The organism is Hymenobacter yonginensis (genome assembly GCF_027625995.1).
Lineage (GTDB): Bacteria > Bacteroidota > Bacteroidia > Cytophagales > Hymenobacteraceae > Hymenobacter > Hymenobacter yonginensis.
Map to the genome: position 1 here is coordinate 4,154,732 of NZ_CP115396.1, position 15,052 is coordinate 4,169,783.

Annotated in this window: 15 protein-coding genes; 12 read left to right on the plus strand and 3 right to left on the minus strand. The window is 61.6% G+C overall.

All coding sequences use genetic code 11. From position 1 onward, the window contains the following. Positions 1–27 precede the first annotated feature (27 nt). Together O9Z63_RS17930 and O9Z63_RS17935 are read left to right on the plus strand one after the other, a co-directional pair. Positions 28–1,317: a Glu/Leu/Phe/Val family dehydrogenase gene (locus O9Z63_RS17930; protein ID WP_270126743.1), complete on the plus strand. Its 1,290-nt coding sequence runs from the start codon at positions 28–30 to the stop codon at positions 1,315–1,317. A gap of 270 nt (positions 1,318–1,587) precedes the next feature. Beyond that, positions 1,588–2,268: a phosphatidylserine decarboxylase family protein gene (locus O9Z63_RS17935; protein WP_270126744.1), complete on the plus strand. Its 681-nt coding sequence runs from the start codon at positions 1,588–1,590 to the stop codon at positions 2,266–2,268. Positions 2,269–2,343: 75 nt separating this feature from the next. Here O9Z63_RS17935 and O9Z63_RS17940 read toward each other — a convergent pair whose 3' ends face one another. The 3 genes from O9Z63_RS17940 to ribD form a co-directional block, all read right to left on the minus strand. Further along, complete coding sequence (locus tag O9Z63_RS17940) at positions 2,344–2,877, minus strand: dihydrofolate reductase family protein (protein WP_270126745.1); 534 nt, start codon at positions 2,875–2,877, stop codon at positions 2,344–2,346. Between the two features lie 12 nt (positions 2,878–2,889). Further along, complete coding sequence (locus O9Z63_RS17945; protein WP_270126746.1) at positions 2,890–3,372, minus strand: GAF domain-containing protein; 483 nt, start codon at positions 3,370–3,372, stop codon at positions 2,890–2,892. Between the two features lie 83 nt (positions 3,373–3,455). Next, positions 3,456–4,517 (minus strand): bifunctional diaminohydroxyphosphoribosylaminopyrimidine deaminase/5-amino-6-(5-phosphoribosylamino)uracil reductase RibD, encoded by a 1,062-nt coding sequence (gene ribD / locus O9Z63_RS17950; protein ID WP_270126748.1) that lies wholly within the window; start codon positions 4,515–4,517, stop codon positions 3,456–3,458. Positions 4,518–4,702: 185 nt separating this feature from the next. Here ribD and prmC point away from each other — a divergent pair, with 185 nt between their 5' ends. The 10 genes from prmC to O9Z63_RS18000 all read left to right on the plus strand — a co-directional run bounded on the left by prmC (position 4,703) and on the right by O9Z63_RS18000 (position 15,043). After that, the gene (gene prmC, locus O9Z63_RS17955) at positions 4,703–5,560 is read left to right on the plus strand and encodes a peptide chain release factor N(5)-glutamine methyltransferase (RefSeq protein ID WP_270126749.1); all 858 of its coding nucleotides are present in this window, start codon (positions 4,703–4,705) and stop codon (positions 5,558–5,560) included. A 135-nt stretch (positions 5,561–5,695) separates the two neighbouring features. After that, positions 5,696–6,289, plus strand: coding sequence for an acyltransferase (locus O9Z63_RS17960; protein ID WP_270126750.1), 594 nt, complete (start codon positions 5,696–5,698; stop codon positions 6,287–6,289). Positions 6,290–6,364: 75 nt separating this feature from the next. Continuing rightward, complete coding sequence (locus tag O9Z63_RS17965; RefSeq protein ID WP_270126751.1) at positions 6,365–7,663, plus strand: nucleotide sugar dehydrogenase; 1,299 nt, start codon at positions 6,365–6,367, stop codon at positions 7,661–7,663. Between the two features lie 92 nt (positions 7,664–7,755). Beyond that, positions 7,756–8,781, plus strand: coding sequence for a UDP-glucose 4-epimerase GalE (gene galE, locus O9Z63_RS17970; RefSeq protein WP_270126752.1), 1,026 nt, complete (start codon positions 7,756–7,758; stop codon positions 8,779–8,781). Positions 8,782–8,915: 134 nt separating this feature from the next. Beyond that, positions 8,916–9,968 (plus strand): dTDP-glucose 4,6-dehydratase, encoded by a 1,053-nt coding sequence (gene rfbB, locus O9Z63_RS17975; protein WP_270126753.1) that lies wholly within the window; start codon positions 8,916–8,918, stop codon positions 9,966–9,968. A gap of 124 nt (positions 9,969–10,092) precedes the next feature. After that, positions 10,093–11,100: an SDR family oxidoreductase gene (locus O9Z63_RS17980; protein WP_270126754.1), complete on the plus strand. Its 1,008-nt coding sequence runs from the start codon at positions 10,093–10,095 to the stop codon at positions 11,098–11,100. Positions 11,101–11,222: 122 nt separating this feature from the next. Then, on the plus strand, positions 11,223–12,101 hold the full coding sequence (rfbA, locus tag O9Z63_RS17985; RefSeq protein ID WP_270126755.1) for a glucose-1-phosphate thymidylyltransferase RfbA: 879 nt from the start codon (positions 11,223–11,225) through the stop codon (positions 12,099–12,101). Positions 12,102–12,427: 326 nt separating this feature from the next. Next, positions 12,428–13,201 (plus strand): hypothetical protein, encoded by a 774-nt coding sequence (locus tag O9Z63_RS17990; RefSeq protein ID WP_270126757.1) that lies wholly within the window; start codon positions 12,428–12,430, stop codon positions 13,199–13,201. Between the two features lie 41 nt (positions 13,202–13,242). Further along, on the plus strand, positions 13,243–14,313 hold the full coding sequence (locus O9Z63_RS17995) for a sensor histidine kinase (RefSeq protein WP_270126758.1): 1,071 nt from the start codon (positions 13,243–13,245) through the stop codon (positions 14,311–14,313). Next, positions 14,288–15,043, plus strand: coding sequence for a LytR/AlgR family response regulator transcription factor (locus tag O9Z63_RS18000; RefSeq protein ID WP_270126759.1), 756 nt, complete (start codon positions 14,288–14,290; stop codon positions 15,041–15,043). Before O9Z63_RS17995 ends, O9Z63_RS18000 begins: the two co-directional genes overlap by 26 nt. Positions 15,044–15,052: the final 9 nt, after the last annotated feature.

Below are 15,052 nucleotides of genomic sequence, written 5' to 3' on the forward strand. Positions count from 1 at the left end.
ACCACCACCCCCAAACCCCCACTCCGCATGGCTGCCACCACGGTGTACAAAGAACCGGCCCCTAGAGTAGATGCCGAAAATCCGCTCGAATCCATGATGTCGCGCTTCAACGTGGCCACCGAGATTCTCGGCCTCGATGAAGAAACCTACGACGTACTCAAAGCCCCTGACAAGCAGGTTATCGTGCACATTCCCGTCACGATGGACAACGGCAAAGTGCGCGTGTTCGAAGGCTACCGCGTGGTGCACAACACCATCCTGGGCCCCTCGAAAGGCGGCATCCGCTACGACAAAAACGTGCACCTCGACGAGGTGAAGGCCCTGGCGGCCTGGATGACCTGGAAGTGCGCCGTGGTAGACATTCCGTACGGCGGTGCCAAGGGCGGCATCATCTGCGACCCCACGAGCATGAGCGCCGGCGAAATCGAGCGCCTGACCCGCGGCTACACGCTGGCCCTGAAAGACGTTTTCGGTCCTGATAAAGATATTCCGGCCCCCGACATGGGCACCGGCCCGCGCGAAATGGCGTGGCTGATGGACGAGTTCAGCAAGACGGTGGGCGCTACCTCGCCGGCTGTCGTGACGGGCAAGCCACTGGTAATGGGTGGCTCGCTGGGCCGCACCGAGGCTACCGGCCGCGGCGTGATGGTGTCGGCGCTGGCCGCCCTCAAAAAGCTGAACCTCAACCCCAACGAGGTATCGGCCGCCGTGCAGGGCTTCGGCAACGTGGGCTCCTGGGCTGCCAAGCTCCTGAGCGAGCAGGGCGTGAAAATCAAGTGCGTGTCGGACGTAAGCGGCGCGTACTGGAACGACAACGGCATCAACATTGATGATGCCGTGGCCTACAAAAACGCCCACAAAGGCCGCCTCGACGGTTTCACCGGCGCCACCCTCATGGACAACGCCGACGACCTGCTGACTTCCGACGTGGACGTGCTGGTACCGGCTGCCGTGGAAGACGTCATTACCGAGCACAACGCCCACGCCATTAAGGCCAAGCTGATTGTGGAAGGCGCCAACGGCCCGACTTCGGCCTCCGCCGACCCCATCATCAACGAGAAAGGCATCATGGTGGTGCCCGACATCCTAGCCAACTCGGGCGGCGTGACGGTTTCCTACTTCGAGTGGGTGCAGAACCGCCAGGGTTTCAAATGGACCGAGGAAATGGTGACCGAGCGCGCCGACCGGATCATGTCCGACGCGTTTGAGAAGGTGTACGCCACCAGCCAGAAATACAACATCCCGATGCGCATCGCGGCCTACGTGGTAGCTATCGACAAAGTGGCCCAGACCTACCGCTTCCGCGGCGGCTTCTAACCGCTTCGCCTCCCGCAGATCAGGCGGCTTTTGCTGAGTGCTTCGGTGAAATCAGTGTCTGATGGCGGCGGGGCGCGCTGTAGTGGCCTATCTGGCCGCCGCTGCTTATATTTGCTTTCGGATAGCCCGGGCCGGTGGCTCGGGCTATCTTTGTGTCAGCTGAACCCAACCGGGCTGCCGGGATGGTACCGAGGGTCGGGCGCGTACTTTTATTTTTAGAAAGTCGTCTGAATCAGCGAAATCAACGTAATCAGCGCAAATCTGCGATACATGAAGATTCATAAAGAAGGGCGACGGATACTGTTCTTTACCCTGCTGGCGCTGCTGGCTATCAACCTGCTGCTGTTTCGCGTGAATGCGCGTAACCTGCTGTTCAACCAGATTTTTGCCGGTGCCTCGGTAGTGGCGTTTCTGATTCTGCTGCAGTTTTTCCGGAGCCCGGCGCGCCGCCTGTTCACCCACGAAGACCTCATCATCGCGCCCGCCGACGGCAAAGTGGTGGTAATTGAGGATGTGCACGAGCCGGAGTACTTCGACGATATGCGCAAGCAAATCAGCATCTTCATGTCGCCGATCAACGTGCACATCACCCGCAACCCGATTTCGGGCATCGTGCGCTACTTCAAGTACCATCCTGGCAACTACCTAGTAGCCTGGCACCCCAAAAGCAGCACCAAAAACGAGCGTACCACCGTGGTAGTAGAGTCGGAGGCCGGTCCGTTTGTGCTGTTCCGCCAGATTGCGGGCGCCATGGCCCGCCGCATCGTGTGGTACGTGAACGAAGGCGACGAAGTAAGCCAGGGCGAAGAGTTCGGCTTCATCAAGTTCGGCTCCCGCGTAGATATTTTCGTGCCCATCGACACCGAGGTGAAAGTGCAGATTGGCGAGAAAGTGAAAGGCGGCCAGACGATTGTGGCGCAACTCAAAACCAACGCCCCGTCGCTGTTCTAACCCAGCTATTTGGTTGGAAAAACCACAAAAAAGCCGTTCCGCTGGACAGCGGAACGGCTTTTTTGTGTCTTGTGCTTACTCGGCAGTGTTCAGGCGATAATGCAGCAGCGTCATCCCGTCGGGCCAGGTTTGGGTGTGCAGCAGCTGCAGCGGCTGCGGGTGGTCTTGGTGCCGCCACAGCGGAATGCCAGCCCCAAGCAGGCGCGGCACTACAAACAGCATCAGCTCATCTACGAGGCCCGCGGCCAGCAACGGCGACGCTAGCGTGCTGCCGCCAATCAGCCAGATGGTGCCACCCGTCTGCTGCCGCAGCTGCGTTACGAAGGCCACCGGATCGGTGCTAACGAACTGCACCGAAGGCTCGGGCGACTCAGTGGGCGGCTTGCGGCTGAATACGTAGTTGGTGAGGGTGGGGTAGGGCCATTCGCCCAGCATGAGCACCTGCTCGTAGGTGGCGCGGCCCAGCAGCGTGGCGTCGGCGGTGGCCAGAAAATCGGCGTACCCGTAGTCCTCGCCGGGTGGGGGCGTAGGCAGCCATTCCACCGAGCCATCCGGCGACGCAATGTAGCCGTCGAGGCTGGTAGCAATGTATAATACGACTTTGCGCATAGCAGTGCAGGCCTAAAACCAGGTGGCGGCTAGCTGCATCAGCTGCTCCAGGGCCTGCTGGTCGTCTTGGTCGAAGTCGTTGAGTTGGTCGCTGTCGACATCAAGCACCGCTACCACCTGGCCATCTTTCAGCACAGGCACCACGATTTCCGACTTGCTCTCGGAGCTACAGGCAATGTGGCCGGGGAACTGCTCTACGTCGGGCACGAGCAGCGTAGCGGCCTGGGCCCAGCTGGCGCCGCACACGCCTTTGCCGTGCCGGATGCGGGTGCAAGCAATGGGCCCCTGAAATGGGCCAAGTACCAATTCTTCGCCCTTCACGAGGTAGAAGCCTACCCAGAAAAACCCGAACGCCTGCCGCAGGGCGGCCGCCGTGTTGGCTAGGTTGGCGGTGAGGTCAGGCTCCCCGGTGGTCAGGGCTTCGATTTGCGGGAGCAGCTGGCGGTATTGCTCGGCTTTGGTGAGCGTGGTGTCAAGGGTGAGTTCTTCGGCCATGATGGGTGAGTGGGTTGGGGTGGTGAGGTAGGAGGAGACGAGACAAACAGGAAATAAGTTGAAAGCAAAACCCAACGTGGGCACTAACGGTTCGGCTGCTCCCGGTCGTTTACATACACAAACAGCTCGTCGTCGCCGAGGCGGGTGTGCTGGCGCAGGCCGCAGAGGCCGGGACTGGGGGCCGCCACGCCGCCGCCTAGCCGGCGGGGGCTGCGCAGAATCCGGATTTCGTCCCAGAGGCCGTCTTTCAGCAGCGAGTTAAGCACTGTGGGCCCGCCTTCCACCAGCACCGACTGCACGTTGCGCTGGTAGAGGTTGTGGAAAATCTGCGGAAACAGGTCTTCGGCTTCCGAGAGCCGCACAAAGCCCAGGTTGTCTTTGGTGGCCCGCTCGCGGTAAGTGAAGACCACCGTGGGCTGGCGACCATCGAACAGGTGATGGGTGGGCGGCAAGCTCAAATTTTTATCGATGACCAGCCGGATGGGGTCGGGACCGGGCCACTCGCGCACGTTCAGGTGGGGGTTGTCGTGTAGGGCCGTGCGCGTCCCGATCAGGATGCCGTGCTCCTCGCTGCGCCAGCGGTGCACCGCCACGCGGGCCAGCTCGCCGCTGATGGCTACCGGCTGAAAGTAGGGCCCGGCTAGGTAGCCGTCGGCGGTTTCGGCCCATTTTAGCACCACGTAGGGGCGTTTCTTTTCCTGAAACGTGAAAAAGCGCCGGTTCAGCCAGCGGCCCTCGGCTTCCAGCACCCCGGTTTCTACTTGGATGCCGGCCGCCCGCAGCTTCTCCAGGCCGCGCCCGGCCACCAGCGGGTTGGGGTCGAGGTTGCAGACCACCACTTCCGGGATGCCGTGCGCAATCAGCAAATCGGCGCAGGGCGGGGTTTTGCCGTGGTGGGCACAGGGTTCCAGCGTCACGTAGGCACGGCTTTGGCGCAGCAGCGTCGGATCCGAAACGGCCGCCACGGCATTCACCTCGGCGTGGGGGCCGCCGTACTGCCGGTGCCAGCCTTCCCCGATAATGCGGCCCTCGTGGGTGATAACGCAGCCCACCAGCGGATTGGGCCGGGCGTAGCCGGTGCCGAGGCCAGCCAGGTCTAGGGCGCGGCGCATCATCAGTAGGTCGAAGTCGGGGGAAGCAGGCATGGGCGGGGCGGTGGGGTTGCGGAAAAGCGAAAGTAGCGCGAAGCAGCCGGTTGGCGGCGCGCCGGCCGGGTATAGAATTCCGTCCGGCCGGCTTCGGCCCTGTTCGGCAGCACTCTAAAGCCCGGTGTGGCGTCCGGCATGGGCGGCGGCCGGCCGGTGCGGGCGCTGGGTCGTACTTTTGGGCCATGCCCACGCTCCGCCAGCTCACCCACGACTTTTCTTCTGCCCTGGAAACCATCTACCCGGCTTCGGAAGCGGCCAGCATTGCGGGGCAGGTGCTGGAGCACCTGCTGCAGCTCACGCCCCTGCAGCGCCGTATGCAAGCCGATGCGCCCGTGGCGCCCGACGTGGCCGCGCAACTCCCGGCGCTGCAGGCGCGGCTGCTCCGCCACGAGCCCATGCAGTATGTGCTGGGCGTGGCCCACTTTGCCGGGCTGGAGCTGGAAGTGACGCCCGCCACGCTCATTCCGCGCCCCGAAACCGAGGAGCTGGTGCAGCTGATTGTGGAGGAGCAACGCCACCGTCCGGCGCTGTCGGTGCTGGATATGGGCACGGGCAGCGGCTGTATTCCGCTGGCGCTGTGCCAGGCGCTGGAGCCCACCCGCACCGTGGCCGTCGACATATCGGGCGAAGCCTTGGCCGTGGCGCGCCGCAACGCCAGCCGGTATGGCTGCGAAATCGACTTTCAGCAGCTTGATATCCTGACGCAAATTCCCACAATCGAGCCCCACAGCCTGGATGTGCTGGTGAGCAACCCGCCTTACGTGCTGGAAAACGAGCGGCCCCTGATGCGCCCCAACGTGCTCGACTACGAGCCCGCCACCGCCCTGTTCGTGCCCGACCACGATCCGCTGCTGTTTTACCGCCGCATTGCCGGGCTGGGCACCACGCTGCTGCGGCCGGGGGGCGCGCTCTACTTTGAAATCAACGAGCATTACGCCGCCCAGACGCTGGCCCTGCTCACCGGCCTCGGCTATACGCAGGCCGCCGCCCGGGCCGACATCTTCGGCAAGCAGCGCTTGGTGCGGGCCAGCTGGGAGTAAGCCGCGCCAGGCCCGACACGCTGCCGGTGGCTGAACTGGCTGCTTGTGCCTGGCAGCCCCGGGCATGGCTCAGGCCAAGGCTTATGCTACATGGGCATAAAGCCTTACCTTTGCCCGCTGAACCAGTTGCCCTCTATGACTGACGCCCCTGCCTACTTCGCGCACCCTACTGCCGTCCTCGACGAGGGCAGCCGTATCGGGGCCGGCAGCCGGATCTGGCACTTCTGCCACGTAAGCGCGGGCGCGGTGCTGGGCGAAGGCTGTAGTCTGGGCCAGAACGTGTTTGTGGCCGACGGCGTGATACTGGGCCGCAACGTGAAGGTGCAGAACAACGTGAGCCTCTACACCGGCGTCGAGTGCCACGATGATGTGTTCATTGGCCCTTCGGCTGTGTTTACCAACGTGCTTAATCCGCGGGCGGCCGTGGTGCGCCGCCACGAGTACCAGCCCACCGTGCTGGAGCAGGGCGTCAGCATCGGGGCCAATGCCACCGTAGTGTGCGGCGTCAGGCTGGGAAAATATGCGTTTGTGGGCGCCGGCTCAGTGGTCACGCGCAGCTTGCCGGCCTACGCGCTGGCCTACGGCAATCCGGCCCGCCAACGCGGCTGGATGAGCGAGAAGGGCCATTCGCTGGTGTTTGACGCCGCCGGCCGGGCCTCCTGCCCGGGCAGCGGGGCTGAGTATCTCCTAACCGAAGGGCAGGTTTCTCGTATTAGCCCCGATTCCTGACGCCACTGGCTTTTCGCCGGAACTCCGCTTTCAACTCTTCGAAATTCAAGACTTTACGTCCCTAAGATTCCAATCGTGTACGAGCAACTACTTCGCAAAGAGGCCAAGCTGGCCGTTATCGGCCTCGGCTACGTCGGCTTGCCCATCGCCCTCGAATTCGCCCGCAAAATTCAGGTTATCGGGTTCGACATCAACGCCAAGCGCGTGGACATGATGCGCAACCACGTAGACCCCAGCGGCGAGCTGGAAGCCAAGGATTTCGAAGGCTGCGACATCACGTTTACCGATTCGCTGGACGTGCTGCGCGAAGCCACGTTCTACATCGTGGCCGTGCCTACGCCCATCGACGAGCACGCCCAGCCCGACCTCAAGCCCCTGTTAGGCGCTTCGTCGTCGGTGGGCAAGGTGCTCAAGAAGGGTGATTACGTGGTATTCGAAAGTACCGTGTACCCCGGCTGCACCGAGGACGACTGCATTCCGGTGATGGAAAAGCACTCGGGCCTGAGTTTCGCCAACGGCGACTTCAAGGTAGGCTACTCGCCCGAGCGCATCAACCCCGGCGACAAAGAGCACACGCTCAGCAGCATTATCAAGGTAGTAGCCGGCTGCGACGCGGAGTCTCTGGACGTTATTGCCAAGACCTACGAGTTGGTGGTGAAGGCCGGTGTGCACCGCGCCAGCAGCATCAAGGTAGCCGAGGCCGCCAAGATCATCGAAAACACCCAGCGCGACGTGAATATTGCCCTGATGAACGAGCTGTCGATGATTTTCGACCGCATGAACATCAACACCTACGAGGTACTGGAAGCCGCCGGCACCAAGTGGAACTTCCTCAAGTTCTCGCCCGGTCTGGTGGGCGGCCACTGCATCGGTGTGGACCCGTACTACCTCACCTACAAGGCCAAGGAGCTGGGCTACGACGCCAAGGTGATTCTGAGCGGCCGTACTACCAACGATAACATGGGCGCCTACATCGCACGGAAAACCGTGCAGATGATGATCAAGAAAGGCAAAGACGTGGCCAAAAGCCGCGTGCTGGTGATGGGCGCGACCTTCAAGGAAAACGTGGAAGACATCCGCAACTCCAAGGTGGCCGACGTGATTCAGGAGCTGAAGAACTTCTCGGTGAACGTGGACATCGTGGACCCGCACGCCGACAGCGACGAGCTGCACCACGAGTACGGCTTCCGCCTGACGCCCGCCGCCGAAGTCCGCACCGACTACGACGCCGTCATCGTGGCCGTCAGCCACCAGCCCTACACCCAGCACGACGAAGCCTACTTCCAGTCTATCACTAGCGACAATGCGGTGCTGGTAGATCTGAAAGGCCTGTTCCGTGGCAAGGTGCAGGATATGCAGTATTGGAGCCTCTAAATCGAGTAACTGAGTAACTGAGTAACTGAGTAGGCCGTCTGGTACGCTTGGTTTGTACTCAGCTACTCAAATACTCAGCTACTCAACTATAGATGGAACGCACGAAAATACTGGTAACGGGAGGCGCGGGCTACATTGGCTCGCACGCGGTGGTGGAGCTGTACGAGGCCGGTTTTCAGCCGATTATCATCGACAACTTCAGCAACTCGCGGGAGTCGGCGCTGCGCGGCGTGGAAGAAATTCTGGGCGTGAAAGTGCCGCTGCACCGCATCGACTGCAACGACGCCGAGGCGTTGCGGGCAGTGTTTGCCGAGGAAGGCAGCCTGCGCGGCGTGATTCACTTCGCGGCCTACAAAGCCGTGGGTGAGTCGATGCAGAAGCCGCTAGAATACTACCAGAACAACGTGGGCTCCCTGCTGACGCTGCTGCAGGTGATGCGCGAGTTTGGCGTGGAGGCCCTAGTGTTCTCGTCCTCGTGCACCGTGTACGGCGTACCCGACGCGCTGCCCGTAACCGAGCAGACGCCGACCAAAAAGGCCAGCTCGCCCTACGGCGCTACCAAGCAGATGTGCGAAGACATCCTGCGCGATGTAGCCGCCGCGCCCGACAACACGCTGCGCACCATTCTGCTGCGTTACTTCAACCCGATTGGGGCTCACGCCTCGGCCAAAATCGGGGAGCTGCCGCTGGGCGTGCCCCAGAACCTGATTCCGTACGTGACCCAGACGGCCGCCGGCATCCGCGAGCAACTGACCGTTAACGGCGACACCTACGACACGCCCGACGGCACCAATATCCGCGACTACGTACACGTGGTGGATCTGGCCAAGGCCCACGTGGTAGCCGTGCAGCGCCTGCTGGACAAAACCGGCGAAACGGTGGAAACATTCAATGTGGGTACCGGCCGCGGCAACTCGGTGCTGGAAGTGGTACAGGCCTTTGAGCGCGCCACCGGGCAGAAGCTCAACTACAAAGTCGGCCCGGCCCGCCCCGGCGACGTGCCGGCCATCTACGCCGACGTCACCCGCTCGGTGGAAACCCTAGGCTTCCAGACATCTGCCTCTCTGGAGGAAGCCCTGGCCAGCTCCTGGAAGTGGCAGCAGGCCTTGGGTAAGTAAACGAGAAAAAAGAACGTCATGCTGAACGGAGCGAAGCATCCCGCGTGCTGACTCAGAATTAGTAACTCAACATCAGCACGCGAGACGCTTCGGCACCGCCTCTGCATGACGTTCTAAATACAAACGAAATCAATATGAAAATCATCATCACCGGCGGGGCCGGCTTCATTGGGTCGCACGTGGTGCGCCTGTTCGTGACCAAGTATCCGGAGTATCAGATTCTGAACCTGGATGCGCTGACCTACGCCGGCAACCTGGAAAACCTGCGCGACATTGAAAACGCGCCCAACTACCGTCTGGTGAAAGGTGACATCACCGATCAGGCCTTTGTGGACAACCTGTTTGCCATCGAGCAGCCCGACGCCGTGATTCACCTGGCTGCCGAAAGTCACGTGGACCGCAGCATCACCGACCCACTGGCCTTCGTGAAGACCAACGTGCTGGGCACGGTGCACCTTCTGAACGCCGCCAAAAACCTGTGGAAGCCCCTCAACTACGAGGGCAAGGTGTTCTACCACGTAAGCACCGATGAGGTGTATGGTTCCCTGGACTTCGGCCCCGAAATGTTCACGGAGGAAACCAGCTACGACCCCCGCTCGCCCTACTCGGCCTCCAAGGCGTCGTCGGACCACTTTGTGCGGGCCTGGCACCACACCTACCACATGCCGGTGAAGCTGAGTAACTGCTCCAACAACTACGGCCCCAACCACTTCCCCGAGAAGCTGATTCCGCTGGCTATCCACCGCATTCAGCACGGCGAGGCCATTCCGGTGTACGGCAAGGGCGAAAACGTGCGCGACTGGCTGTTCGTGAAAGACCACGCCACCGCCATCGACGCTGTGTTCCACAAGGGCACTGTGGGCGAAACCTACAACATCGGCGGCGTGAACGAGTGGGCCAATCTGGAGCTGATTCACTTACTCTGCGACACGCTGGACGAGAAAACCGGCAAAGAGAAAGGCACCTCCCGCAAGCTCATCAAGTTCGTGACGGACCGCGCCGGCCACGACCTGCGCTACGCCATCGACTCCAGCAAAATCATGAACGAGCTGGGCTGGAAGCCCTCCGTGACGTTCGAGCAGGGCCTGAGCCAGACAGTGGATTGGTACCTGGAAAACCAGGAGTGGCTGAACAACGTCACCAGCGGCCAGTATCAGGAGTACTACCAGAAGCAGTATAACCGCTAGGTCAAAAAGAACGTCATGCTGAGCTTGCCGAAGCATCTCTACTGCTGACGTTTGAGTAGTATTCAAGCGAAGCGGTAGAGATGCTTCGACAAGCTCAGCATGACGTGCTGATTATCCCCAAGAAATGTATAATACTCCTTTTCACGACCAGCCGCTCGATAACCTGAGCTTCCTCGTTACCGGCGGGGCCGGCTTCATCGGCTCGAACCTGGTGGAATACCTGCTCAAGTACGGCGCCAAAGAGGTGCGCGTGCTGGACAACTTCTCCAACGGCTTCCGCAAGAACGTGGCGCTGTTTGAAGGCAATCCGGCTTTGCGCGTCATCGAAGGCGACATCCGCGACCGGCAGACCTGCATTGATGCCTGCAAGGGTATTGATGTGGTGCTGCACCAGGCGGCCCTGGGCTCCGTGCCGCGCTCCATCAACGACCCCATCACGAGCAACGACGTGAACGTGGGCGGCTTCGTGAACATGCTGGTAGGAGCCAAGGAAGCGGGCGTGAAGCGCTTCGTGTACGCGGCCTCCAGCTCCACCTACGGCGACCATAAGGCCCTGCCCAAAGTGGAGGACCGCATCGGTAAGCCCCTCTCGCCCTACGCCGTGACCAAGTACGCCAACGAGCTGTACGCCGACGTGTTTGGCAAGACCTACGGCATGGAAATCATCGGGCTGCGCTACTTCAACATCTTCGGCCCGCGCCAAGACCCCAACGGGGCCTACGCCGCCGTGATTCCGCTGTTTATTGATGCCGTGCTGGAAGGCCGCCCGCCCCGCATGAATGGCGACGGAGGCCAGACCCGCGACTTCACCTTCGTGGAAAACTGCGTGCAGGCCAATATCAAGGCGGCGCTGGTGCAGAACCCCGAGGCCGTGAACCAAGTGTACAACGTGGCCGTGGCCGACCGCACTTCGCTCAACGACCTGTTCAACATCCTGAAGGCCGAAGCCGGCTCCGACATCACGCCCGAGTACGGCCCCGACCGCGCCGGCGACATCCGCGACTCCCTGGCCGACATCAGCAAGGCCAACAACCTGCTCGGCTACCAGCCCCATATCCGCATCCAGGAAGGCCTGCAAAAAACGCTGGAGTGGTTTAAAACCAACCAGGAGTTTATTGCCGAGCGGAATTAGTCCGTTTGTCATGCTTGATCTGGCGTCCGCTTGCCGAAGCGGTAGAGACGCTTCGGCAAGCGGACGCCAGATCAAGCATGACGTTCTTTTATCCAAGTTCCTAAGTTCATAAGACCCTGCATATGAAAGGCATCATCCTCGCCGGCGGCTCCGGCACCCGGTTGCATCCCCTTACCCTGGCCGTATCCAAGCAGATGATGCCGGTGTACGACAAGCCGATGGTGTACTACCCGCTGTCCATCCTAATGATGGCCGGCATCCGGGAAATCCTCATCATCACCACGCCCCACGACCAGGAGCAGTTCAAGAAGCTGCTTGGCGACGGCTCCAAGCTGGGCTGCCGCTTCGAGTACGTGGTGCAGGAAGTACCCAACGGCTTAGCTCAGGCTTTTGTGCTGGGCGCTGACTTCATCGGCACCGATAAAGTGGCCCTGGTGCTCGGCGACAACATCTTCCACGGTGAAGGCATGGAGGAACTGCTCAAGAGCAACAACGACCCCGACGGCGGCGTGGTGTACGCTTACCACGTGCACGACCCCGAGCGCTACGGCGTGGTGGAGTTCGATGCCAACAACAAGGCCCTCAGCATTGAGGAGAAGCCCGCCAAGCCCAAAAGCAACTACGCCGTACCCGGCCTGTACTTCTACGACAACGACGTAGTGCAGATTGCCCGCGACCTGAAGCCCAGCCCCCGCGGCGAGTACGAAATCACCGACGTGAACCAGGAGTACCTGCGCCGCGGCAAGCTGAAAGTGGGCATCCTAGGCCGCGGCACCGCCTGGCTCGATACGGGTACCTTCGAAAGCCTGATGCAGGCCGGCGAGTTTGTGCGCGTACTAGAGCAGCGCCAGGGCCTGAAGGTGGGCTCGATTGAGGAAGTGGCCTACCGCCAGGGCTTCATCGACGCCGATCAGCTGCGCAAAATCGCCGAGCCCCTGCGCAAGAGCGGCTACGGCGACTACCTCATGCGCCTGCCCGAGCAGCTGATGCTGAAAGGCTAGAAGGCATAATTCAAGAGACGTCATTCCGGGCAGAGCGCGGTGTTTCGCTGGGGTAGTAGATAATTTCGCTACTCCGGCGCAATTCCGCGCTCTGTCCGGAATGACGTTTTTTATGCTGTTCTGCTTTACGGGACAGTATGTAAGCAACGGGCTAAATTTCTGGCGGAAACATATTCCTTGGATATGCCAGACGGACACGGGACGACAGTGGCGGGCTGATTTCCGGCATTCGCCCGATTTTTCCGGCACTGACGCGAAAAGGCAGGTGGGCGCGGCCACTGCGATGCAGTTTTGGGCTGTCAATCACCTCAAAACGATTCCTAACCATGACCACCCAGCAACTTGCCCGCGACGTAAAATTCCTGAAAGCCTACGCCCTAGCTGCCACGCTTATTCCAGTGGCGGGGTTACTTTTCGCCTTCAATAAGCCCGATAAGCCCGTACGCTTCGGCGAAATAACGGTGGAGCGCCTGAATCTGGTGGAGCGCGACGGCACCGTGAAGATGATTATGAGCAACCAGGAGCGGTTTCCGCAGGGCGTTACCATCGATGGCAAACACCTCGACTACAAGCGTCCTCACCCCGGCATGCTGTTCTACAATGCCAAGGGCGAAGAATGCGGCGGCCTGATTTTCGGCGGGCAGAAAGGCCCGGATGGCAAAGTGTCGGCTGGCGGCCACTTCTCGCTCGACCGGTTTGGGCAGGACCAAGTTATTGCTCTCAACTACCAGGAGCAGGGCGGCTTCTATAAGGCAGGCCTCACGTTCAACGACGCGCCCGACGAGTCCATAACGGCCCTGGAAGAGAAATACAAAGCCGCCACGCCCGAGCAAAAGCAACAGGCACAGAAAGACGGCAAGCTGGGCCTGCAGACCCGCATGTTCGTGGGCACTACTGCCGGCCGCTCCTCAGCCATGATCATGGCCGACCAGCGTGGCGAAACCCGGGTGATGCTGGTGGCCAATACCGAGCAGTCGACGCTGGACTTCAAGGACAGCCAGGGCCGCACCCGCCTGACCATCGGCGTGGACAAGAACAACCAGCCAGTGCTGCTCTTCCTGGACGAGAACGGGCAGGCCAGCAAGCAGGCCGCCAAGTAGGCTGGTTAGCTTGTACGGCGTCTTCTATCTTGCGGCCCACAATGCGCAAACCGCCCTGGTTTTATCTGTTCGTCTTCGGCTTGGCCGTGCTGCTGGCCGTCTACACCCGCCTGACAATGGCCGTGCGGTGGGAGGATTTCTACCTGTTCCCTGACGCGCCGTTCTGGTTGTTTCTGGAGGCCTTGCTGGTGGTGTTCCTGCTCGACCGGCTGCACCTGCGGGCTACCGGCCGAGGGCGGGCCAGCGAGCGGGCGGGCTACTACTTCGGGCTGCTATGGCGCGGGGCATTGCCCTTCGTGGGGCTGCTGCAGCTGTTGCAAGGGGCGCTGATGCTGGGCCACGTCGGCCAGGGCGACTACGGCAGCTGGTACGAGCTGGTGCGCTGGCTGGCGTCCACGCTGTTTTTGTACTTGCTGGTAGGCGGCGTATACCTGCCATTTCTCTACCAGCAGCACGCCGGCCAGGTCCGGCTGGCCCTCGAGCAGGCCGAAAAAGCCGCCACCCAGGCCCGACTCCGGGCCCTACAGCAGCACGTGGATCCGCACTTTCTGTTCAACAACCTCAACATTCTTGCTTCACTCATCGAGCCCGATAATGGTGCCGCGCTCGACTACGTGAGCCACCTTGCCAATCTGTACCGCTATCTGGTGCGTGCCGGGCAGCGCGACGTGGTGCCGGTGGCCGAGGAGCTGGCCTTTGCCCACGACTACCAGTTTCTGCTGCAGCGGCGCTTCGGGTCGGCCTACCAGTTTGCCGAGGACGTGCAGCTGCCCGCTGCCGGCCAGACCGAGCGGCTCCTGCCGCCGGGTGTGCTCCAGGAACTGCTCACCAACGCCGTGAAGCACAACCTGGCCAGCCGGCAACAGCCCCTGCTTATTCGCCTCACGCTCACGCCCGAAGCCCTACGCCTGGAGCACCCCCGCCGGTTGCGCCCGGTGCCGCCGGCGGGCACCGGCAGCGGCCTGCCGGGCCTGCGTGCCCGCCTGGCCCTGCTCACGGACTTGCCCTTAGTGGTCGAAGAAACACCCGAAACATTTGCTGTTACCGTGCCGCTGCTGGCGGCCTTACCCACCCTACCTGTTGCTCATGCGCCTGCTCCTGCTGGAAGATGAAGAACCGGCGCTGGACCAGCTGCGCCGGATGGTATTGCAGTTTTACCCCGCCGCCACAGTGGTGGCCGAGTGTCAGCAAGTGAGCGAAGCCGCCGCGTTTCTGCGCACGCACCCGGCCCCCGACCTCATCCTGTCCGACATTGAGCTGCTTGATGGCAACGTGTTTCAACTGTTCAGCCTGGTGACGGTGAGCAGCCCCGTGGTATTCGTGACGGCCTACGACACGTTCCTGACCCAGGCCTTCGAGCAAAACGGTATCGGCTACGTGCTCAAGCCTCTGCGCTATGAGGCCCTGGCGGCGGCGCTGCAAAAGTTTGAGCGCCTGCGTCACGCACTCCAGGCCGATGCCCTGCGCCACCTGGCCGCGCTGGTAGCGCCTGCCCCACGCTATAAGGAGCGGCTCGTGAGCAAGGCCCGCACAGGCCTCTACCTGCTCGAGGTGGCCGACCTGGCGTACTTCCAGCTGCGCCATGGTGTCACGCATGCTGTAGACCACCAGGGGCGCAGCTTTGTGCTAAGCGAGACGCTGAGCCAGCTGGAAGCCGTGCTCGACCCGGCCGCGTTTTTCCGCCTCAACCGTAGCGAAATGGTGCATCTGCGGGCCGTGGAGCGCCTGGAGCCCTATTTCAACGATACACTGGTAGTGCATCTGAAAGGCCAGGCCACTACCCTGACCAGTAGCACTCACCGCACCCCGGAGTTGCGCCGGTGGCTGCTTGGCAGCCAATGATTGCCGGAA